Source organism: Aquimarina penaris (assembly GCF_040786285.1).
Taxonomy (GTDB): domain Bacteria; phylum Bacteroidota; class Bacteroidia; order Flavobacteriales; family Flavobacteriaceae; genus Aquimarina.
Map to the genome: position 1 here is coordinate 48,253 of NZ_JBFMKQ010000007.1, position 26,460 is coordinate 74,712.

Annotated in this window: 5 protein-coding genes; all 5 read left to right on the top strand. The window is 32.7% G+C overall.

The genetic code is table 11. The annotated features are described in order from the left end of the window. Positions 1 to 38: 38 nt before the first annotated feature. Positions 39 to 6,158, top strand: a complete 6,120-nt coding sequence (locus tag ABW637_RS21655) for a non-ribosomal peptide synthetase (protein ID WP_367586827.1) — start codon at positions 39 to 41, stop codon at positions 6,156 to 6,158. A gap of 12 nt (positions 6,159 to 6,170) precedes the next feature. Then, the gene (locus ABW637_RS21660; protein ID WP_367586828.1) at positions 6,171 to 15,098 is read left to right on the top strand and encodes a hybrid non-ribosomal peptide synthetase/type I polyketide synthase; all 8,928 of its coding nucleotides are present in this window, start codon (positions 6,171 to 6,173) and stop codon (positions 15,096 to 15,098) included. 52 nt (positions 15,099 to 15,150) lie between these two features. After that, positions 15,151 to 17,013: an asparagine synthase (glutamine-hydrolyzing) gene (gene asnB, locus ABW637_RS21665; RefSeq protein WP_367586829.1), complete on the top strand. Its 1,863-nt coding sequence runs from the start codon at positions 15,151 to 15,153 to the stop codon at positions 17,011 to 17,013. Between the two features lie 224 nt (positions 17,014 to 17,237). Further along, positions 17,238 to 20,396, top strand: coding sequence for a non-ribosomal peptide synthetase (locus tag ABW637_RS21670; protein WP_367586830.1), 3,159 nt, complete (start codon positions 17,238 to 17,240; stop codon positions 20,394 to 20,396). 110 nt (positions 20,397 to 20,506) lie between these two features. Next, on the top strand, positions 20,507 to 26,460 hold a 5,954-nt coding region (locus ABW637_RS21675), incomplete at its 3' end, for a non-ribosomal peptide synthetase (protein WP_367586831.1).

Here is a 26,460-nt window from a genome sequence, read left to right on the forward strand (position 1 = left end):
GCTCAAAAATCAATTATTAACATTTAATAAAGAAAACATTGGAACAGTCTAAATTGAATCTCAAAGGGATCAATCTCTTTGATATTAACTTGCTATCAGAAGTAGAGAAAAATCAGTATCTGTATGAGTTTAATAAGACAAATGCTGATTTCCCGAGCGAGTCGACCATAACAGCTTTGTTCGAAGAGCAAGCTAGAAAAACACCCGATCATGTAGCACTGCAAACGGCAAACCAAAGTATGACCTTCGGGGAACTAAATGATGAGGCTAATAAATTTGCCACGTATTTAGCGAATCAATATGATACCAAGCCAGGTGATTTGATTGGGATAATGTTAGAAAGAGAACACTATCTAATTCCTGCAGTATTAGGAGTTTTAAAAGCTGGAGCCACGTATGTGCCTATAGATGTAAGCTATCCAGAAGAAAGAGTCAAAAGAATTATTACTGATTCTAAAATTAATACCCTTGTTGTTAGGGGAGAGAATGAACTTTCTATAGAAAAGGACTTGTCTGTTTTGAATTTAAACAAAGAACAAAAGAAGATAAAGGCCCAAAAACCTAAGAAGAATAAAGAAAGAAAGAATACCGATCTGGCATACATAATTTATACTTCGGGATCTACAGGAAATCCTAAAGGAGTAATGATAGAGGATAAAGCTTTAATTAATTATGCATTTTGGGCATCAAACCATTATTTCCAGGGAGAAAAAACAACTATGCCTTTGTACTCGTCTATTTCTTTTGACCTAACGATTACATCTATTTTTGCGCCGTTAATTACAGGAAATACTATAGTTGTATATAAAGAGGACGAAACTACAGTTCTAATAGAAAAAATTATAGAAGATAACCTCTGTGATACTATAAAATTAACTCCGTCTCATTTAAAAATTATAAAAGAAAGTATTGTATTAAAAAATCAGATAGCAAAGGGAACCAAAATAAAAAGACTCATTGTCGGAGGAGAAGAACTTTCAATGAATTTAGCTGCAGCTATCTATGAATTGTTTAATGGTAATATAGAAATATACAATGAATATGGCCCTACAGAGGCTACTGTTGGATGTATGATTTATAAGTACAACCACGAAGATAATGGTCTTTCTGTTTCTATAGGTACTCCTATTAATAATACCCAGATTTATATACTAGATGATTTTTTAAATCCGGTAGCTAATGGAATGCTGGGAGAATTATACATCTCAGGAGAAGGCGTAGCTAAGGGATATTTGTTCAATGATACATTAACAAAAGAACGTTTTTTCGAAAACCCTTTTGTGCCTGGTACAACGATGTACAGAACAGGGGATTTTGCAAAAAGAATGCCGGATGGTACTATTGTTTTTTCTGGGCGAAAAGATGATCAGGTAAAAATTAACGCATATCGTATCGAGCTGGGAGAAATAGAAAATCAATTATCAAAATATACAGAACTTGATGATTGTGCAGTAGCAACTAAGGATAATGACGACCAAAAATATGTTGTTGCTTATTATACGGCTAAAGAAGAAATAGAATCAATCAACTTAAAACGATTCTTGCAAGAAAGATTACCGGATTATATGCTACCATCTTATTTTGTGAAAATGGAGCAAATCCCTTTGACGGTTAATGGTAAACTTGATAAATCTGCATTGCCTCATCCAGAGATTATTTCAAAGAAAGAATATATAGCACCAGCAAGTACAACCGAAAAGGTATTACAAAAAATTTGGTCTGAGCTATTAGGATTAGCTGAAGATGAAATTGGGATCACTCAAAATTTCTTAGAGCTAGGAGGTCATTCGATTAAGGTGATGCTCATGTTAAATAAGATTCAGAAAGAGCTTAATGTTAAAGTACCTATGAATGAGGCGTTTGATAACCTCGAAATTCAGAGTTTGGCCAAATACATTGATAGTTTAAACAAAGAAACGGCCTACAGTCCGGTAAAAAAAGCCTCCGAAAAAGAGTTTTACCCATTGTCGTCTGCACAAAAACGACTTTATTTTTTACATGAATTTAATCCTGAGGCTGTTACCTATAATATTCCTAAAATAGTCAAAATTAAAGGTAAGCCGAATAAGAGTGGGATTAAGAATGCATTTCAAAAACTCGTAAAACGGCATGAAATTTTAAGAACATCATTCCTTATGGAAGGCGCTAATCCCGTGCAAAAAGTTCATGACAAGGTAAGTTTTGAGTTAGAATATTACGAATGCGAAGAAAATAAGCTCAATACTACGATTAAAGAATTTATTAGACCATTTAATTTGCAAGAACCTTCTTTGCTTAGAGTTGGATTAGTTAAAATTTCAAAGGAAGAGCACATGCTTATTGTGGATATGCATCACATTATTACTGATGGTGTTTCAGAAAGCATACTAATTAAGGAATTTATGGCTATTTATGATAAGCAAAAATTACCTAAGCTTTCTGTACAATATAAAGACTATGTAGAGTGGCAAATGGAAAAATCCCAACAACTCGTATTACAAAGGCAAAAAGAATATTGGTTGGATGAATTTAAAAATAAACAATCTAGCTTAAATTTACCATCGGATTATACCAGACCCGCTGTTAATACTAATGAAGGTAGAGTAGCATATTTCAGTTTAAATACCAAACAAACGAATGCATTAAAAGGACTGGCTAAGCAAGAACAAACCACACTTTATGTAGTATTACTTTCGATATTTAATATTCTGCTCAGTAAATTAACTAATGAAGAGGATATAACTATAGGAAGCCCTGTTGCCGGAAGACAGCATGCAGATATAGAATCTGTTGTTGGAGTTTTTATTAATATGCTGGCATTAAGAAATTTCCCAAAAGGAGATCTTAGTTTTACGACATTTTTGTCAAATGTAAAATCTAAAGTATTAGATGCATTTAATCATCAGGAATATCCATATGAAGAATTAATTGATGCATTAGAACTTGGTAGGGATATCAATCATAATCCATTGTTTGATGTCATGTTTGCTTATCAGAATTTTGACAATGAGCCATTAGAAATTTCTAATTTAGAAGTTACACCATATGAGCCAGAGCATAATGTATCTAAACTTGACTTGAGTTTGCAAGTTTATGAAGCTACAGATGAACTTCAATTACAATTTGAGTATTCAACTCAATTATTCAAAGAAGAAACAATACAAAGATTTATTTCATATTTCAATGAAATTATATCCGAAGTAACTTCTAATCCGGTTATCGCGATTAATGATATAGAAACACTTCCAGAAAAAGAAAAACAAACACTTTTAGTAGAATTTAATACGACAACAAAAGATTTTTCTGAACAGGAAACTGTAGTGTCTTTATTTGAGAAGCAAGCATTAAAAACACCTAACAAGATAGCGGTTGTTTATGAAGGGCAAACATTAACATACCAAGATATCGATGAAAAATCAAATCAGTTAGCTCATTATCTTAAGAATTCTTGTCAAATTGAAAAGAATGATGTTGTAGGTTTTATGATGGATCGCTCTGAAAGTTTAGTAATAGGTCTGTTAGGTATATTAAAAGCGGGAGCTGCTTATTTACCAATTGATCCGGCTTATCCCAAAGAACGAATATCGTATGTGTTACAAGATAGTGGCGCTAAAGTATTGTTGATCGATGAAGAAATAGAGAGCGAAGTTACAATAGATAAAAAAGTTGTTTATCTAAGTCAAACTGTAAATGAGAAGAAAACGAACCCTTCTAATCATATACGTCCTGATGATACCTGCTATTTAATATATACATCTGGATCGACAGGTAAACCAAAAGGAGTAGTTATCACACATCAAAATGTAGTAAATTTTATAGCGGGTATTAGTGATCGTATCCCAGCTACAGAAAAAGATGCAATGTTAGCAGTAACCAGTACCTCATTTGATATTTCTGTTCTCGAACTTTTTTGGACGATATGTAATGGAGTAGAGATCGTAATACATCCTTCTAATGTTTCTTTATCTGGTCTTGATAGATATGTGGCCGGAGAGGATTTATCTATGGATTTCAGTTTGTTTTTCTTTTCTAGTTATAACAACAAAGAAGCAGATAAATACAACTTACTATTAGAATCTGCAAAATTTGCTGATAAAGCAGGGTTTAATGCAGTATGGACACCCGAACGACATTTTCATGAATTTGGTGGTTTATATCCTAATCCTTCAATTACAAGTGCTGCACTTGCCATGATTACAGATCAGGTTGAGTTAAGAAGTGGTAGTATCGTGGCTCCGTTACATGATCCCATACGTATTGTAGAAGAATGGTCTGTAGTTGATAACTTATCTAACGGTCGGGTATCATTATCATTTGCTTCTGGATGGAACCCTAATGACTTCTCATTAGCTAAAGATTCATATAAAGAGAGGCACAAAATTTTGCATGAACAAGTAGATGTAATGAAAAAATTATGGAGAGGAGAATCTATTAAAAGAGAAAATGGTTTAGGAAAAGAAGTTGATATTACAGTTTTTCCGAGACCGATTCAAAAAGAAATGCCTTTATGGATAACCTCAAGTGGTAATGCAGAAACTTTTAAAAGTGCTGGAGCGAGCGGAGCTAATTTGTTAACCCATTTATTAGGGCAAAATATAGAAGATCTCGAAGAAAAAATTAAACTATATAGACAAGCTCGGGTAGAAAATGGTCATGACGAAAACGGTGGAAAAATAGCCGTGATGTTGCATTCATTTATTGGCGAAGATATTGAAGAAGTAGAAAGCATTGTTGAGGAGCCATTTACCGAATATTTAAAAACTTCAATAGGGGTTGATAAATTGCTGATGGAACAGTCTGGATTAAATGCTGATGATATTGATGGTGATGAAATGAAGGTTTTATTAAAGAATGCATTTAAACGATATTACCAAAATAGCTCACTGATTGGTACAAAAAGCAAATGTAGCGAGTTGGTTTTAAAACTAAAGAAGATTGGTGTTGATGAAATAGCATGTTTGATTGACTTTGGGGTAGATAATAATAAAGTTTTAGAAAGTTTAACTCATTTAGAGGAGCTAAAACAGTTATTTGCCTTAAAAGGGAATAAAGCTCATCAACCAATAACAATGATGCAATCTACACCGTCATTTATAAAAATGACTCAAGAAGGTGGAAGTTCAGGAAAATTCTTAGAATCATTACAGACATTATTACTTGGGGGTGAAGCGGTACCTAAAATACTTGTAGAGCAATTACAAGAAAAAATGTCTTCAGACATCTATAATATGTATGGCCCTACAGAGACTACCGTTTGGTCATCAATACATAAGTTTTCTGAAAAGGATACAAAAGTTACTGTAGGAACTCCAATTCTTAATACTCAGATCCTAATCCTAAATCAAAATAAGAAGATGGTACCTATTGGAGTTCCAGGAACACTCTACATTGGTGGTAAAGGAGTTGCTAAAGGGTATTGGAAAAACGATAAGTTAACCAAAGAAAGATTTATACAAAATCCTTTTAAGAAAGACGATATCATCTATAATACCGGTGATATAGCGAAGTGGAATGCCAATGGAACTATAGAATTAATTGGTAGAGAGGATGCTCAGGTAAAAATAAGAGGACATAGAATAGAACTGGGAGAGATCGAATCACAATTAAATACTCATAATTTGATTCAGCAATCTGTGGTAGTATGTAATGATATAGAAGGAGAAAAATATCTGGCAGCTTTCTATATGGCATCAGAAGTATTAGATTCTAATGACATTAGAACGTACTTGTATGATTACTTACCTAGTTATATGCAACCTTCATTTTTTATACAATTAGATGAAATGCCACTTACTCCAAATGGAAAAATTGACAAGAAAGCACTACCCAATCCATTATTGGTTCATGAAAATGATTTCGTAGCTCCATCTAATAGCCAAGAAGAATCTTTGGTAGAGATCTGGTCAGAGGTCCTGGAGATTCACATAAATCGAATTAGTGTAGAAAAGAGTTTCTTTGAATTAGGTGGAAATTCATTGAAAATATTGAAACTAAACTCCTTAATGAAAGAAAAACTTGATTGGGAGGTTTCTATACCAGAAATGTTCCGGTATCCATCAATCGCATCATTAATTGCATATAAAAACAGTTCGAAACCTAGTGAAGAAGATTATAAAAAAGCAGCTGAAGACGAGGTTTCGGAAATGGAAAGTATGTTTAATCTTATCGAACAAGAATAACCTTTATTTCATATGAAAAAATATAACGGTGTAGAAATTGCCATTGTAGGAATGTCAGGGCAATTTCCAGGAGCAACAGATATTGATCAGTTTTGGGAGAACCTCAAAAACGGAGTAGAATCAATAGACTTTTTTAATGATGAAGAACTTTTAAAAGAGGGAGAGAAAAAAGAAAATATTAATAACCCTTCTTATGTAAAGGCAAATGCTTATCTAGATGATAAACAATACTTTGATTCAGAGTTCTTTGGATATACTCCTTCTGAAGCAAAATTAATGGATCCTCAAGCAAGGCTATTTCATGAAAATTGTTGGAAAGCGTTAGAAGATGCAGGCTATGATATAACCACAAATACTGATAAAATAGGACTTTTTGCAGGAGCTTCATCTAATGTAAATTGGTTGACATATTCTTTGTTATCTAATTTAGATAATGCAGTTAATAATTTTAATGCATTTCATTTAAGAGACATCACTTTTATGTGCTCAAGAGTATCGTATCTTTTAAATTTACAAGGACCTTCGGTACATATTAACACAGCATGTTCTACATCATTGGTGGCAATTCAAAGAGCATGTATGAGCTTATTATTGCGTGAGTGCAAAATGGCTATTGCCGGAGGAGTTACCATTAAAAACTATTCTAAGAAAGGGTATTTCTATGAAGAAGGAATGATAGATTCATCTGATGGACATTGCAGAACATTTGATGCAGATGCAGATGGAACAATTGGAGGAGAAGGTGTAGGAGTAGTCATATTAAAAAGATTATCAGATGCTATTAAAGATGGGGATCATATATATGCTGTAATAAAAGGTAGCGGAATCAATAATGATGGATCTAATAAAATAGCATATACTGCGCCAAGTATTGATGGGCAATCACAGGCTATCCATAAAGCCATGAGTATGGGGAAGATAGAACCTGAAAGTATTAGTTATATCGAAGCGCATGGAACAGCTACTAAGTTGGGAGATCCAATCGAGGTTGAAGCACTAACACATTCTTATGGTAAAAGTGAAGAAAAATATTGTGCTATCGGATCTGTAAAGTCAAATATTGGTCACCTGGATATTGCTGCAGGTGTTGCAGGTTTTATAAAAACTGCAATGTCTTTAAAAAATAAGGTAATTCCGCCATCTCTGCACTTTAAAAATCCGAACCCTAAAATAAACTTTTTAGAAAGTCCATTTTATGTTAATACTACTTTAAAAGAATGGACAAATGATAAATATCCTTTAAGAGCAGGGGTAAGTTCTTTTGGTATCGGAGGAACAAATGCACATGTTATACTTGAAGAAGCTCCAGAAATAGATCCTTCTTCAGCGAGTAGAGATTATCAATTACTAACGTTTTCTGCTAAAACTACTGCTGCTTTAGAAAGAAATATACAACGGTTTTCAGAATTTATTAAAAAAGATAATGAATTAAAATTATCAGATATAGCTTCTACTTTGCAGACCGGACGAGCGTCTTTGGGATACAGAAAGACTATAGTATGCAAAGGAAAAGAAAATGTAGCTGATGCATTATCAAATCTAAAAATAGAGCATTCGAATAAATCTATTTCGAAAAAGAGAAAACCTAATGTAGTTTTTATGTTTTCAGGGCAAGGTTCTCAATATGTTAATATGTGCCTTGATCTATATAATAGTGAAGAAGTTTTTAAAGAAAGTTTGGATAAGAGCTTTGAGATTTTAGGACGTTTCACAGATAAGGATCTAAAAAGTATCTTATTTTCTGAAAATGAAACCGAAATAAATAATACAGAAAATGCACAACCTTTATTGTTTAGTATTGAGTATGCTCTTGCACAATTATTGATTTCTTGGGGTATACATCCCGAAGTTATGGTCGGGCATAGTATTGGAGAGTATGTTGCAGCATGTTTGAGTGGCGTATTTTCATTAGAAGATGCATTATTTTTAGTAGTACAGAGAGGAGAACTAATGCAAAAAGCGGCTAGAGGAACAATGCTTAGTGTATCTATATCTGAAGAAGAATTACAACCCTATCTTTTACGAAATAATGCAATTTCTTTAGCAGCGGTAAATAGTTCGGACCTATGTGTACTTTCTGGGAGTCATGAGGAGATTGCAAAAATTAAGGCAACCTTAGAGCGAAAAGAATTTTCTTGTAAAGAATTGAGAACATCTCATGCATTCCACTCTCATATGATGGATGAAATTTTAGAAGAATTTCGCTCAATACTGGGTAAAATAGAGCTGAGCTCGCCTCAAAAACCTTTTTATTCGAACCTTACGGGAGAATTGGTTTCTGATGATCAGGTTACTAACCCTGAGTATTGGGTAAGACATTTAAGAGGTACAGTAAGGTTTTCAAAGTGTATAGAAAATTTAGCCAAAAAACCCCAAACTCTATTTGTAGAAGTTGGGCCGGGTAGAGTATTAAGTTCATTAGTACGATCTAATCCGTCAAGAAATAAAGATCAGGCAATTGTAAATTTGGTAAGGCATTCTTTAGAAGAAGCCAATGATCAACGTTATCTATTATCAAGTTTAGGAAGCATTTGGGAACAAGGAGTAGAACCAGACTGGGATGCCTTTTACCAAAATGAGAGACGCCTTAAAGTATCTTTGCCAACATACGCATTTGATAAAGTGGCATATCCAACCAATGTAGATGCTTATAAAATGATGACCGAAATCTCGGGGTCGGTTAACGGAAATAATTTTTCAAGATATTATGAACCTTCCTGGAAGAAAACATCTGTGTTGAACATCAATACTGATCCATCCGAGAATAAGGTTAATCTATTATTTATTGATGAATTAGGTATTGGAAAATCTTTACAGGAGGAATTCGAGAAAAATGCAGCATCTGTAATTTGTGTAAAAAGAGGAGAAAATTTTTATAAAGACGATTCAGGAACATACCACGTAAATCCTGAGAGTAAAGAAAATATCGAACAGCTTTTTTCTGATTTGCATGAAAAAGGAATACAGCCAGATAGAATAGTATATGCATGGCCTGTTTCTGATGATAAGAATGAACCCTCATTAGAGTATAAAATTGAAGAAACGAATTTCTACACTCTGTTTAATACCATCAAAAGTTTAAATGCTTATTTCAATCTGGAAGAAAAAGAACTTATTGTTCTAACAAATGATTTGCATACGATTGTTGGAAATGAAGAAGGAAATTCTGAAGAAGGAATGCAACTTGGATTATTAAAAGTAATAGCGCAAGAATATTCGGGAATCAGTACAGGTCATATTGATGTTTCATTACACTCAAAGGATAAAAGAAAAGATGCAGAAAGAATATATCAAGAAATCTTATATAAAGAGCCAGGAAAAAGTGTTGCTTTAAGAAATGCACATCGATGGTCGCAAACGTATGAGCCGATTAATGTAGATAATATAAAGACAGAAAGTGTATTTAAGAATCAAGGAACTTATTTAATTACAGGTGGCCTTGGTAATTTAGGGTATATACTTTCTAAATACTTACTTGAAAAATTTAATGCTAAAGTAATACTCACTGGTCGTACAGAATTACCCGACCGAAGCGAGTGGAAAAAAATAGTAAGTAGCAAAGAAACCAGTGAAAATCTTAAAACACGAATTGAAAGATATCAGGAACTTGAAAAATTTAATGGAGAAATAGAATATTATTCTTGTGATATCATTGAGAAGTATGACTTTGAAAAGCTAGTAGCGAAGATTGAAAAAACTGGATTAATAAATGGGGTTGTACATGCTGCAGGAGTTATTCATGGAGCTTCAATTAACCTGATCGAACATTTGCAAAAAGAGGATTTTGAAGACCAATTCTTTGCCAAAACAATAGGTATAAAAGTTTTAGAAGAAGTCTTCAAAGATAAAAGTTTAGATTTTTGTCTTGTAGTATCCTCATTATCATCTATTCTAGGAGGTTTGGGCTTTGCTGCCTATGCTTCGGCAAATAGTTTTATGGATTATTTTGTAAAGGAAAAATTGTCTAATGGAAGCTTAAAAAACTGGTTATGTGTCAACTTTGATGGCTTGAATTTTTCAGAAAATCCATCAGATGGTGCTAGTCTCGATGTTTCAGAAATATATGAAGCTATTGAACATGTTTTATCATTAAAGGACCTTCAGCAAATTGTAGTTTCAAAAACAGATTTACAACTGCGATTAAACGATTGGGTTAAACGAAATTCTGAAGAAAATCTTGAAGAAAGTAACTCATCTCTTATAGACACAAGGCTACAAGACAGTGATGTGTCATTAAATTCTCTTGAGGAAGGACTAATACAATTATGGGAGGATTTCTTCGGGAAATCTATAGAAATAGAAGATAATTTCTTTGAAATAGGCGGTGATTCTCTAAAAGCGCTAACGATGCTTAGAAGAATTCATAAAGCGTTCAATGTAGAATTGTCTATTAAAGAATTTTTCGATTGTGGTACAGTACGTTTGGTTAGCCAATGTATTAGTACAAAAAAAGCCGAATTAGAGAGTTCTTCAAAAGAGTATACTAACATACCTAAAGCTGAGAAAAATGAGTACTATCAACTTAGCTCGGTACAAAAAAGACTCTATTTCCTTCATGAATATGCCAAAGAATCTTTAGCCTATAATTTACCTCAAATTGTAAAGTTAGTAGGTGATTTAGATACAACACGTTTTGCCAAGGTTTTTGAGAAGCTTTTGGAAAGACATGAAAGTTTCCGCACTTCTTTTTCCTTGATTAATGGAGTGCCAATGCAAAAAATAGAAGAGCACAATGATTTTGAGATCACTCAAATTAAGGCGAATTTAGATGAAATCCCTACTATAATTAATGATTTTATAAGTCCTTTTGATTTGAATGAGGCACCATTAGTAAGGGTTGGACTTGTTCAAATAAATGAATCAGAACATATCTTAATGGTTGATATGCATCACATAATCACTGATGGGATTTCTCAAGGGATTTTGATTTCAGATTTTATGAAATTATATAATAATGAAAACTTACCTCCATTAAATCTTCAATACAAAGATTATGCACATTGGCAACATGCCGAAGAACAACAAGCGCGTATCTCAAATCAAAAAGAGTTTTGGTTAGAACAATTCTCTGGTGATATTGTACCGTCTGATTTGCCTACAGATTTTGTTCGACCTCTGGAGTCAAGTAATAAAGGAGAATCAGTTTGGATAAAGTTAGAAGAAAAAGAAATTGATGGTTTGGCTAAACTTGCTGATAAGGAGCGAGCTACAAATTACATGGTTTTATTGGCCGTATTTAATATACTATTATCCAAGTTAAGCAATCAAGAAGATATTACTGTAGGATCGCCTGTTGCAGGCCGTCAACATGCAGATTTTGATAGCGTCATTGGGATGTTTGTAAATACATTATCAATTCGTAATTATCCGAAAGGGAATTATACATTCAGAGAATTTCTTGCTGAGGTAAAGCAAAGGGCGATCGCTTGTTTTGATAATCAAGATTATCCTTATGAAGAACTGGTAGAAGCTCTTAAAATAGACAGAACAAAAGGTAGAAACCCATTATTTGATACCATGTTTGAGTATCAATTAAGTACTGAAGAAACACAACTTAAAATTCCTGATTTAGAATTAACTGTTTTTAATGGTGTTGATGAAAAGTTTCTTAATGTATCTAAGTTCGATCTTCTACTGTCTGCTGTAGAAAATGGAGATCATCTAACGCTAAAACTAGAATATTCATATGATCTCTTTAAACGTGAAACTGTAGAACGCTTTATCAAGTATTATAAAAAGATTATTAATCAGATCATTACTAACCCTGATTGCAAATTATCTGATATAAAACTGTTAGAGGATAAGGAAGAAAAAGAACTTCTAAAATTGTTGAATACTACAAAAACAGCGTATCAGAAAAAGAATACGATTGTAGAACATTTTGAAAACCAAGTACAGGATACACCTGATCAAATCGCTCTTCAATGTAATGATCTAAGTTTGACTTACAGGGAGCTGCAAAGTAAATCGAATCAAATTTATGGATACCTCCACCATGAAAAAAATATCAAAACAGGTGATACTGTAGGAATACTACTTGATCGATATGAACACTTGATACCTTCTATTCTGGGAACATTAAAAGCAGGAGCGGTGTTTGTTCCCATAGATTTGAAGCTTCCGAAAGAAAGAATACATGCTATTATCGAAGGAGCAAATCTAAAAACGATTTTAACTTGTGATAAAAACCCGTTAAAAGAGTTGGATGTTGATGTGATTAACCTTGATGAGGTACAACAGGATCTAGCTTCCTTTGAAAAACAATACCTCGGTCATTCTGTAAAAAATACTGATTTAGCGTATATCATTTATACTTCTGGATCTACAGGGAAACCTAAAGGTGTGATGATTGAACATCAATCATTAACTAATTATATTAATTGGAGCGCAAAAACGTATGTGAATAATGAAAAAGCAACATTTGCACTATTTACTTCCATTTCTTTTGACTTAACTATTACATCTGTTTTTACTCCATTAATTACCGGTAATAAAATAGTTTTATATCCTGAAAGTGAAAACGAAATACTGGTAGAGAAAGTTTTTCTTGACAAAGAAGTAGACGTGATAAAACTTACACCTTCTCATTTAAAAATAATTAAAAATAGCACCTGCACTTCATTAAATACAACTCCTAAAAAGCTAATTGTGGGAGGAGAGAATTTTGAAACTTCATTGGCAAAATCGATTAATGATCAGTTTTCGGATCAAGTAATCCAGTATAATGAATACGGTCCTACAGAAGCAACGGTAGGTTGTATGATTTATCAATTTGATGCTAAGGAGCATACTAATTCGGTACCTATAGGAAAACCAATTGACAACATGCAGGTATATGTATTAGATAATTATTTAAATCTAGTGCCCAATGGGGTTGAAGGTGAACTATACTTATCCGGGGATGGTATATCAAGAGGATATTGGAATAGCGCAGATTTAACCAACGAAAAGTTCATAGTAAATCCTTTTACGAAAGGTAAAAAAATGTACCGAACAGGTGATATTGTAATACAATTAGATGATGGTAACCTGATGTATAAAGGAAGAATAGATGACCAGGTGAAAATTAGAGGATTTAGAATTGAGCTGGGAGAAATAGAAACACAAATCGAATTGTATGATCAAATAACCGAAGTATATGTTGTACCAAAAGAAATTCAGGGAGAGCAAACATTATTTGCATATTATGTAGCTAATAAAGAATTAGATTCTTCAAAATTACAAGCTCATTTAGCAGAGAGTTTACCAGAATACATGATTCCATCTAATTTTATACAATTAGAAGAAATGCCTTTAACACAAAATGGTAAACTGGATAAAAAAGCATTGCCGGATACAGCTATTCATAACGACTATATTCCTGCATCTACTACGCTAGAAAAAAATCTGATAGAAGTATTTGCTAAAGTTTTAAAATTGGATGAAGAATCCATTAGTGTAAATAAGAGTTTCTTCGAACTAGGAGGGAATTCTATAAGAGTCATCCTTTTGATTAGTGCAATTAGAAAATTAAATGCAGTAAAGCTCAATTTAAAAGATGTTTTTGATAATCCATCAGTTCAGAAACTTGCTCAGGTAATTGAAAAGGCGACAGTTCAAAAAGAAATTGTCATTCCTTCGGTAGAAAAAAAGGAATATTATCCAACTTCTCCCGCTCAGGAAAGAATGTATTATCAGCAATCATTAGATGTAGAAGATTTAGGATGGAACATTTCTACCGCTTTAGAGATTAGTGATGAAAGTAGTGCAGAAAAACTTGAAGCGACATTTCAAAAACTCATTGATCGTCATGAATGTCTGAGAACAAGTTTTGTACTACTAGAAGATGGTGTGGTACAAAAAGTAAATGAAGATGTAGGTTTTGAACTTCAGCAGTTAGAAGAAGATCTGTTTACTAATGTAGAAGATGCTTTTTCAAGCTTTGTCCGTTCTTTTGATTTATCAGAGACCTCATTATTTCGTTGTGCTTTGCTAAAAAGAAATCAAGCTTCGGATCTTTTATTTATAGATGTTCATCATATTGTTTGCGACGGAATCTCATTAGATATTTTAATTAAGGATTTTACGGCATTATATTTTGAAGAAAATCTGGAACCTATTGCAACTCGTTACGTAGATTATGCTTCTTGGCAACGAAATTCGAACCTTAAAATTGAAAAACAAGAAGGATATTGGAGTAATAAACTTAAAGGCAAATTACCTCGACTTGAATTGCTAACACGTAAAGATCGAAACGAAGTTGGAACTTTTTATGTGGATGTAGATAGATTAGATGTTACAGGCTCTTTATACGAAGGAATAAAGGAGAAAACAAAGCAAGCCAAAGTATCTAATTTCATGTTCTTGCTATCAGTATACTATATTCTATTATCAAAAATCTCTGGGAAAAGTGATGTTATAATTGGTACAGACGTACTAGGAAGAACCCACACATCTCTTAAAAATCTTGTAGGGACATTTGTGAACATTCTACCATTACGAATAGATGTTAACGCTACCATGTCTTACAAGCAATTTTTAGAAGAAGTAAAAACATCTGTACTTGAAGCTTATGATAATCAAGATTTTCAATTTGATCAGATGGTTGATATAGTTGATAAAGAAGAAAGAGTAGTAAGAAACCCAATAGTAGATGTGCATTTTGCTGTTTCTGATACAGTTGAAGGTGATGAGGAGCTAGAGACATTAAAATTCAACCCTATACTAATTAATAACAACACCAGAACTTCTCCTTATGAATTTAAAATTGAAGTAAGCGAAAGCAATCATCAGATGCATATTGATTTTATTTATTGTAAAGAACTTTATGATAAAGAAATGATAGAGGTGTTAAAGGGGTATTTCTCTAACATATTAAATACAATTTTAGAAGATGATTCTGTTGAAATTCAGGATGTTATGTTAGAAAATCAAGTTATGGATTTTAGTTTTGAGTTGTAGTCATTCAAAATCGATTTGAACATTAATTTATTAAAAAATACAATATAAAATTATGTGCGGAATTTGTGGTTTTTTGAAATTCGATAGTGGGGTTTCAGGAGAAGATAATAGAATAATTGAAAATATGAATAATAAACTTATTCATAGAGGTCCCGATGCTCAGGATACATTACTTTTTGATAATGTTGCATTAGGGTTTACCAGATTAAGTATTATCGGATTAGAAAATGGTATGCAACCTATATATAACGAAGATAGGTCGATATTAGTAGTATGTAATGGAGAAATCTTCAACTACATCGAATTAAAAAAAGAACTAAAAAATGCAGGACATGTTTTTAAAACTGAATCTGATGTAGAGGTTATTGTTCATTTGTATGAAACATACGGGACTGATTTTTTAGATAAGTTAAATGGGCAGTTTGCGTTTGCTTTGTATGATACAAAAGAGAAAAGACTTTTTTGTGCACGGGATCAAATGGGTATCATTCCGTTTTTTTACACTTTTGTTGAGAACACATTTATTTTTGGTTCAGAAATTAAAGCTATCCTAGAGCACCCTTTGGTAAAAAGACAAGTAGACCTAACCGGATTGGATCAAGTATTTACTTTTCCGGGATTAGTAAGCCCAAGAACCATGTTCAAGGATATTAAAAGTTTAGAGAACGGACATTTTCTTTTGGTCAATGCCTATGGAGAAATAAAAGATGTTGAATACTGGGATTTGATGTATCCAGAAGGAGAAATGAAAATGAACGGTAAACCAGAAACTGCTTATATAAATGAGTTAGAGGAAGTATTTAATGATGCTATCAATTTAAGGTTAAGAGCCGATGTTCCTTCTGGGTTATATTTAAGCGGAGGATTAGACTCTTCTATGATAACAGCGAAAGTAAATCAATTGGTTCCCGATATAAAGAAAGAAGCGTTTTCTATTGATTTCATAGACTCACAATATTCGGAGTCTGTTTATCAAAAATTAATAGCAGAGCAAAGTAATGCAAAGCTTAATCAGAAAACATTCTTCTATGATGATATTAGCGAAAGATTACTACATTCTGTTTATCATAGTGAATGCCCTATTAAAGAAACATATAACACAGCATCATTATCGCTATCTGAAGCAGTTAGAGAGAAAGATATAAAAGTAATTCTCTCTGGTGAAGGAGCCGATGAATTTTTTGCGGGATACGTGGGATACAGGTTCGATAAAATGAAAGGATTAAATACCACTCAAGATCCAATAGCTCCAGAAGAACGAGCGTTGAGAAAAAAACTCTGGGGAGACGAATCTTTTTTCTATGAAAGGAACTACACCGAATTTAATTCACTCAAAAAAGGTATATATTCAGCAGATATTAATGCTTCGTTCGACGAAATCAATTGCCTAAATCACCCTTTAATTAATACAGATCGTATAAAAAACAGAGATGTGTTAAATAAAAGAGCATATATCGATTACAAGATGAGGTTGGTTGATCATTTGGTTTCTGATCACGGTGATAGAATGGCCATGGCAAATTCGGTAGAGGTACGATATCCATTTTTAGATAAGGAACTCATAGAGTATTCAACACATTTGCCTTCTGACTTAAAACTTAATGGATTTACAGAGAAGTATATTTTGAAACAAATGGCTACTCGATTTTTACCAAAGAAAGTCTTCGAAAGAGAAAAATTTCATTTCATTGCTCCGGGAAGCCCTTATTTATTACAAAAGAATATCGAATATATTAATGATCTATTGTCATACGATTTGATAAAGAAACAAGGATTTTTTAACCCAGACGAAATCGAAAAACTTAAAAAGAAGTATAGCCAAAAAGGGTTTACAGTCAATGCTCCTTTTGAAAGTGATTTATTAATTGTTGTAATCACTTTTGGAATGCTTTTAGATAAGTTTTTTAAATCTTAATTACCTCCTGTCTTTACAATAGACTTTTATAAAAAAACCCTTTAGCATAAACAGATTATTTTAAAAATGTAGCGAAGCTACTGTTTCTACAGTAGTTTCTCGTTGCAATGGGGTTCCCTATTCATAAAACAGAATAAACCAAGGAAAGAAATTGAAATCATTTCTCACTTCTTAAAAAATACAAACAACATTCATAAACAATAATAACTGAAAAAAACACTGTTATGATTTTTCAAAATGAACTAATAAAAAGCTTTAAAACCTATCATAATCAAGTAGCTATAGATAATGGGGATGCACTGGTAACGTATACCAATGTGCTGAAAATTGCAAACAAGATTACCACTGTTTTATTGAATAAAAAGATGCCTTCTGAAGCCTTTGTAGGTCTACAATTGGCAGATAAAACAAACCTGATTTACGCTATCATAGGAACATTAAATGCTAGAGGAGTCATTGTTCCTTTAGACGTTACCATGCCAAACAATAGAATGGAAAACATCATAAAAGATTTGAATCTATCGTATATGATTACTACCAAAGATAGTCCGTTACTAAGTCAAAATCCATCTATAGAATATATTTTCATAGAAGATATATTGGATTGTGATAACGATAGTGACCATCAAAACATTCAGTATCCAAAATATGATTCGCAAGACAGTGCTTATGTATATTTCACTTCAGGAACTACTGGAAAACCAAAAGGTATAATTGGCAAGAACAGTAGCTTATTGCAATTCTTAAAATGGGAGATAGACACTTTTTCTATTACCTCAGGAACCAGAATTAGTCAGTTTATTAGTCCTTATTTTGATGCTTTTCTAAGAGATGTTTTTGCGCCTTTATTGGCAGGAGGAACTATTTGTATTCCACCAAGCGATGAAGATTTCTTTACACCCGAAAAAATGGTGTCTTGGATCGATGATGCAAAAATTAATTTAATTCACTGTGTTCCGAGTTTATTTAGAGTATTTAACAATAATCAAATTACTGCCAATAACTTTAAAACTCTTACTCATGTTTTAATGTCTGGAGAAAAAATCATTCCGTCAGAATTAGCCAATTGGTATACCGTATTTGATGCAAGAATACAGCTCGTTAACCTGTACGGGACAACAGAAACTACAATGATTAGGACCTGTTACAAAATTAAGCCAGAAGATGTTGAATTGCCAAAAATGCCTATAGGTTCGCCAATTAACGATACACAGCTTTTGGTTGCAGATGAAAAATTAAAACCGTGTAATGTATTTGTACCAGGTGATCTGTACATTATTACTCCGTATACAACAAAAGGATACCTAAACAATGAACAATTAAATGCCGAAAAATTTCTAAAGGTAAATTCTCCAACATTAGGAGAGGCTTTTGCTTTTAAAACAGGAGATAAAGCCAGAATGATGCCAGGAGGTGTTATTGATCTAATGGGTCGGGAAGACAGACAAGTAAAATTAAGAGGGATAAGAGTAGAATTAGACGAAATAGAAAACGTATTAACACAATCAGAATATGTTAAGAATGCCATAGTAATAAAACATTCTGGTGATGAGGAAACAGAAACAACAACCGATTCTACGCATGGTAATGAGTCTTTAATAGCATTTGTGATAAAAGATAATACTACAAATCAAGCAAATTTTAAAGATACCATTTTAACGTACCTGAATGATAATTTGCCATCTTATATGATGCCATCTGATGTTATTGAAGTAACAGATTTTCCACTTTTAGATAATGGAAAAGTTAATTATAAAGGATTACTCGACTATTTAGCAACCAATGAAATTGTACTTCCTGTAAACAAAATTGAATCAGAACTTCTGGCAATTTGGAAAGAAATATTAGGGGATAAAGAAATATCGACAGAAGATAGTTTTCATACTATTGGAGGAAACTCATTAGCAATCATGAGATTGATTGGAAAGATCTACAAAGAATATAATGTTAGAATTTCGCTTAACGAAATGTTTAATAATCTTACGATACAAAAACAAGCAGAGTACATAAAGCAGGCAAATAAAGATGATGTATTCACCATTACGAAAGCAGAAGAAAAAGAAGCTTATCATTTAACCGCTGCTCAAGAACGTATATATTTCAATTATGAGTTAGACAAAAGTAGTACAGCATTTAATCTTCCAATGTCGTGGGTTATTAATGGAAATTTCGATAAACAAAAATTACAAAATGCTTTTCTAGCATTAATCGATAGACACGAAAGCTTACGAACAGGATTTAAATTTGTAGAAGGAAAGCTGCAGCAAGTACTTAAAACTTCGGTATCCTTTGCTATTGAAGAAATTGAGGCTACGCAGGAAACTGCAAAACAAAAGATCTTAGATTTTATACGGCCTTTTGATTTGGCAAATGCACCATTAATACGTTGTGGTCTTGTTACAATAAATGAAAATAAAACTATTATGGTTGTAGATATTCATCACATTGTATGTGATGGAATTTCTCAAAACAATATATTCTCGGATTTATTAAAACTATACAAAGAAGAAGAACTCTTACCATTGCCATTGCAGTATAAAGATTATGCAGAGTGGGAAAACGAATTCAAAATGACAGATGATTACATCTCTCATAGAGAGTTTTGGCTTAAAACTTTCGAGGGAGAGCTACCAAAGCTTACTTTTCCGACAGCAAAAACCGATACTAATCAAAATATAAATAAAGGAGGGAATACTTCTTTTAAGATAGAAAAGAATGTACTAGCTAAAATAACAGATAATTTTAATAGCAAAGAAATTACTACTTTTTCTACATTATATTCATTATTCCATTTATACCTATATCAATTTACTGCGCAAGAAGATATTGTAATTGGAATTAATAGCTCTGGAAGACTTCAGGATGAGCTCGAGGACGCAGTGGGGATGTTTACAAAAACCCTACCTATTAGGTATGCGTTAAAACCACATATGAAATTTCAAGACTATGTTAAGGAAATTCATCAGTTGTTAATTCAGGCAAATAGTGCACAAATTTATGATTTGGCAAACATTGTAAAAGACATCAATAATAGTAGAAAAACAGCTGTAGATAGTCTGTTTGAAGTGATGTTAGTGTTCCAAAATTTTGAAGAGAAAAAAGTAGACCTGGATGAGGTAAACTTTTCTTCATATGAATTCGAAAATACAACATATAAATACCCTATTACATTATTTGCCAGTGAAGGCGATGATGCTATGTTTTTCAGGATGGAGTACTCAACGGCTCATTTTACCAAAGAGGATGTAGATACTATCATAGCACAGTTCAAAGAATTAGTCACTAAGGTTTCTAAAGACATAGAAGCTGAGGTTATTCAATATATTGATAATGAGTTTGCTGTGACTTCATTAAAAGAAGAGGAAATCGCCTTTGATTTTTAATACACAGAAAAAATTATTGAGTACTTCATTGTGAATTCTACCCGTTTTTTACCCTAAAAATATGGATAGGGGTATACATTTTATAGAAATATATTAAAAAAATAAAGTTCATGTCAGCAAAATCAAATTTAGATTTAGAAGCAATAAAAGCCAACAAAAATATAATGGTAAGAACCTATTGGAAGAATAGGTTAGAAGGAATGGAATGGAATGATTTTTTTGATCATAAAATGCCTTCAGATATCACTGAAGAAGGAATCCGGGGGACATATACACTGCGTAATAGTGATGAGAAATTATTTCAAAACTTGCACCGAATAGCTAGTACTTCTAAGGCAAAACATATGCTATTACTAGCAGGGTTAGAAGTTTTGGCATACAAATATTCTTCTCAGAACGACATTTGCGTATTTACACCAACGTATGCCGAGAATAAAAACTCTGAGAAAGAACAATCGATAATTCCTGTGCGTATGAACGATTTTGGAAATAAAACATTTCCAGAATTTTTAATGGTCTTAAAGGATAACTTAATAAATGACTTTGCCTATGGTAATTACGCTATAGATCGAATTTTGCAAAAGGGGAGCGATGAACTAATAGATATTCCTACGGTTGGAATGGTTGTGCAAGGAATTCAAGATGAAAATTTACTGAATGCTCTTCTGCCTGATCTCGTATTCAAATTTGAATTGAATGATACTTTAGTATTAACATTAGAGTATAATAGTAGCAAATATAATGAAGCATATATCAAAGGGATAGCTGAACATTATTTTCATCTTCTTTCAGAACTTTTTGCAAATAAAGAAAAGCCAATCAATACAATCGAATTGATTTCTTCTAAGGATAAATTGATGATTTTAGAAGAGTTTAACAATACTAAAACACCCTATCCAGCAGACAAAACAATGCTCGACTTTTTTGGAATACAAACTCAAAATAATCCTGATAATATTGCAATTCAAATAAATGATAAATATTTGACGTATAAAGAGCTTGATGAAAAATCAAATCAAGTAGCAAACTTTATCAGTGAAAAATACGTAGAAAAAGGAAATGTCTTTGGCGTTCAAATGGAGCGTTCATTAGGGCTGATGATTACAATTTTCGGAGTTCTAAAATCTGGAAATATTTATCTTCCTCTTTCTGAAAGTCATCCGATCGATAGAATTCAATACGCTTTAGAAAACAGTCAGGCAAAAGCTCTTTTTACAAAACCAGAACATTTTGAGAATTTTAATGACAAAATTGATTGTTTAAATCCTGTAGAGGCAAAGAAGTGTTCAAATGTATATGAAAACCGTGCTTTACCAGATGATATAGCCTATATTATATACACCTCGGGTTCTACAGGAAGACCTAAAGGAGTATTAATTAAGCATACTTCTTTAGTCAATAGATTGAACTGGATGCAAAACCAGTATCAATTAAACGAAAATGATGTAATTCTTCAAAAAACACCAATAGTTTTTGATGTATCTGTATGGGAGTTGTTTTGGTGGTCTATGTGCGGCGCAAAATTGGTTTTAGCAGATCCTGGAGCTGAAAAAGAACCACAAAAGATTTGTGAAATTATTGAAAAACAGAAAGTTACCACATTGCATTTTGTTCCTTCAATGTTGAATGCATTACTGTCATATTTATCAGAAAATGAGGATGAATATACTTTGCAAAGCATAAAAAATATTTTTACCAGTGGAGAAGAACTTAAGGTAAATGATGCTAAAGGCTTTTTAGGTTACTGTCCAGATGCGCAATTACACAACCTGTATGGTCCAACAGAGGCCACTATTGATGTGTCATACCATCAAGTGTCTAGAACTACAAACTACCGCTCAATACCGATTGGAAGACCTATTGATAATACACAACTATTTATACTTAATAAAGAGTTACAACATCAACCTATAGGTATTCCGGGAGAGTTGTTCATAGGAGGAGTAAATCTTTCTCCGGGATATTGCAATCAACCCGAATTGACAAAAGAAAGATTCATAGAAAACCCTTTTGATCAGCAATCAATACTATACAAAACAGGTGATTTGGCCAGGTGGCTTCCTAGTGGAGAAATAGAATTTTTAGGAAGAATTGACAATCAAGTCAAAATTAGAGGGAACAGAATTGAATTGGGAGAAATAGAAATAGCTGTTCAATCATGTAAAGGAGTAAACAGTACCGTTGTTCTTACAAAAGAAGGTCAAAGTGGATTACAGTTAATAGGATATGTTGTTACAAATCAAGAATACTCAGAAGATCACCTAAGAGAGGTGCTGGCATCTAAATTGCCAGAGTATATGATTCCTTCGTATTTTATTACTATAGATCAAGTTCCGGTTACTATAAACGGTAAAGTAGACAGGAAAGCATTGTTATCTTTAAAAGTGCAAAGTGAGAATGAGTATGTTGCACCAAGAACAGATTTAGAAAAGAAGTTAGAGCATCATTGGAAACAAATACTTGGACTCGAAAAAATTGGTATTCATGACCACTTTTTTAGAACAGGAGGAGATTCTATACTTGCGATCCGATTAATTGGAGCATTAAATAGTGAATTGTCTGTTACCATAGCAATGGTAGATCTCTATGAGAATGATACCATTGAAAAAATGGCTTTATTTATCGAATCTAGTAGCGCATCTAGTACTTCAGACTTATATGAAGATGTTATTAAAGAAGTAGAGGATTTTGGAGAAACATACTTAAAAACATACCCAAACGATCAGATTCAAACTGTCTTTCCGATGAGCGATATCGAGATGGCAATGTGCTTTATTCATAAATCAAGACCCAATGATATATTATACTTCGAACAGTTAATGCAGCCGGTATTTTATAAAGATCTCGATCTCGAAATATTACAAAAAGCACTCAACCTTATGGTGGATAAGCATGAGATATTAAGAACGGGTTTTAACATGGAAAGATTTGCGCATATCGTATACAAAGAAGTAGATACCGCAATTCAATTCTATGACTACAGTGAGTATTCAAAAGAAGAACAAAACCAGAAGATTAATGAAGATTTAGAAAGAAGCAGACCAGAACATTTTGATCTTAATGCAGAAAAACTTTGGAGAATTATTATTTATAAAATAGGAAAGGATCATCATGAAATCTTATTTGAATACCACCATGCCATCATAGATGGTTGGAGTTTTGCTTCTTTATTAACTGAATGGAATAATACGTATGTTCAATTATTGAAGACAAAAGTTGAAACATTACCTAAACTCAAAGCAACTTTTAAAGATTATATCGTACAGGAGCTTTTCAACAAAAAGAATGAAGAAACACGAAATTTCTGGAAAGAGGAACTAAAAGGGTATAAGAGGCTAAAACTCAATTCTGATATAGAATCCAGAGTCTTTAGATCTGTTAGAGATATTTATCCTCAGCAATTATTGAAAGATTTAGAAAAGGCTGCTCAGTTAGGAAATACAACGGTCAAAAACATGTTGCTTTCGGCCTACTTGTATGCAATGAAAATACTTTCAGGAGAAAATGATCTTCTTGTTGGTTTAGTAACGTTTACAAGGCCGTTAAAACCAGATGGAGAAAAAGTTTTAGGATGTTTCTTAAATACTATTCCTTTAAGAGTTCAGATACCAGAGTCACTATCATGGGCTGATTATATCTCTATAATTGATAAAAAGGTTTTAGAAGTTAAAAAATATGAACACCTTTCCTTATTTGAAATCAACCAACTTGTAGGAGGTAGTACTGAAGGTAATCCGCTATTTGATACTTTCTTTAACTATATTAATTGGCATGTTAAAGATGAAATGTTGTTCGAAAAATTTAGTGATGAGGAGAGTAACAGAATTGAGTTTGATACTTTTCTAAGAGGAAATACATTTTTCGATGCAAATTATGATGTTACCAATGATAGGATCATTTGTATGCATGAATACTCTTCTCCTTTTATGACTAAAGAGATGTATGATCTTTATAATGATATATTTTTGAATGTATTATCAAGGATGGTAGAATCTCCTCAAGAAACGATCAATCCACAAGACTTTTTGTGGAACCCAATGAATCATCTAATAGAAGATAAAATAAATGATTATGCCCATGAAAATGTACAGATAGAAAAACAAATCCCGGCCTCATATCGTCAGCAAAAACAGTGGTCAGATATAGTTGAGAAAAAGCAAAATGATATTTCATCTAATGTTATCGAATTAATCGATTTTAAAGAAGCTGTAGAGGTTGATTTGCTTAAAAAAAGTGTTCAAGAAGTTGCAAATATTCATGAGGCGCTTAGATGTCAATTAGTTTTTAAGGAAGAAAAATTATATCAAAATATTGTAAGTAGCTATCCAGATGTAATTGAAACTTTAGTTGTTGAAAATGAGCAAGATACTTTAGAGTTGGTTAATTCGATCTCTCGTAACCCTATTAATTTAAATGAGCTTCTTTTTAAAGTAAAAGTAGTACAAACTAAGAATAGTACCGATAAGTTGTTGCTATGTATGCACAACACAATTATTGATTCTTTTTCAATACAAAAAACTGTTACAGAGATAGTTGAGGTATATAATGCACTAGTCAATAAAGAAAAACGAGTATTCAATATTCCTCCTGTAAACTATTCTGGTTTTATTTCTTGGGAGAAAGAGGTATTAATGAAGTTATATCCGAAAATGATAGAATTCTGGAAGGGCCAATTAAAAGAAGGTGTAGAACCAGTACAGTTACCTAAAGTGCTTTCAAAAGATAATCTGGAGACTTATACTCCTAGTACGGTAAATGTAAATATTCCAGAAATAACGTTAAAAAAATTGTTCGATTATGCATATGTAAATGATGTAAGCACAAATGCGATATTTATGGCAGCCTTTAAAGTATTGCTACACAAATACAGTTGCCAACAAAATATTACAATTGGAACTATTGAAAAAAATAGAAATTATGAGGCTTTAGAGCATATAATCGGAGGTATGGATAATATCATGGCTGTACAAAGTGATATATCTGAGGAGAAAACATTTGGGACATATTTATACGAACTCGAATCAGTATATGAAAAAGGACTTGATTATTTGGCTATACCATTTGAAAAATTGATGGCAGAACTTACTATGAGAAATCAAGTGGCCAACGATATTCCTCAAATAAATATATTATATCAATTTGAAGAAGAAAAAACAGATGTGGCTACAACCAAAGAAGGCGCAAAACACAAATGGTCATATAACTATTTAGCGAGTCGATCGTCTGATATTGGTTTATGGTTAAAAAAGAAAGAGAATTGCGTTAACGGAAAACTTGTTTTTGATTCTAGATATTTTGATAATGAATTTATGGAGTCGTTTGTAGCTCATTATGCTCATATACTAAATGAATTGATTAACAACCCAGACACTAAACTATCAGAGATAGACATTTTATCTGATAAAGAGAAGAGTCAGCTTTTAGAAGGTTTTAATACTACAGATGTAGAGTTTACAAAGTGTAACTCTGTACTAGAGTTATTCGAGTCCCAAGTTTCGAAGACACCAGATGCTCTTGCTATTGTTAATAAAGATACTACGTTGACCTACCAGGAGCTTAATGACCAAGTAGATCAAATGAGTGCTTACTTATTGACAAAAAAGGATGTTGAGTTAGAGGAGCGCGTAGGTATTATGTTAGAGCGAGAAGCCTATTTGGTACCTTCGATATATGGTGTTTTAAAATCGGGAGGAGCTTATGTTCCTATTGATCCTAAGCTACCATCGGCCAGGATTAAGGCTATTTTAGAAGATGCTGGGATCCGTGTTTTAATTACAAGAGGGTCATATTTTAATACAGATGTGTTAAGTGATAGTATAGAATTAATAGATCTTGACAAAGAAGCCCCGGTGATTGGTCAGACCCCTCTTTTAGATAAATATCCAAGTGTGTCGCCTACCAATTTGGCGTATATTATCTACACCTCTGGATCTACAGGTATACCAAAGGGAGTGATGATAGAGCATCAATCGTTACTCAATACAATCCAGAGTATGGATGCGATCTATCCTTTAGAAGCCAAAGATGTGTATATGTTTAAGACAACCCACTCTTTTGATGTATC

Coding starts and splice junctions, on each gene's coding strand:
- ABW637_RS21660 (WP_367586828.1), top strand. CDS start 6,171: ATGAAAAAATATAACGGTGTAGAAATTGCCATTGTAGGAATGTCAGGG.
- asnB (WP_367586829.1), top strand. CDS start 15,151: ATGTGCGGAATTTGTGGTTTTTTGAAATTCGATAGTGGGGTTTCAGGA.
- ABW637_RS21670 (WP_367586830.1), top strand. CDS start 17,238: ATGATTTTTCAAAATGAACTAATAAAAAGCTTTAAAACCTATCATAAT.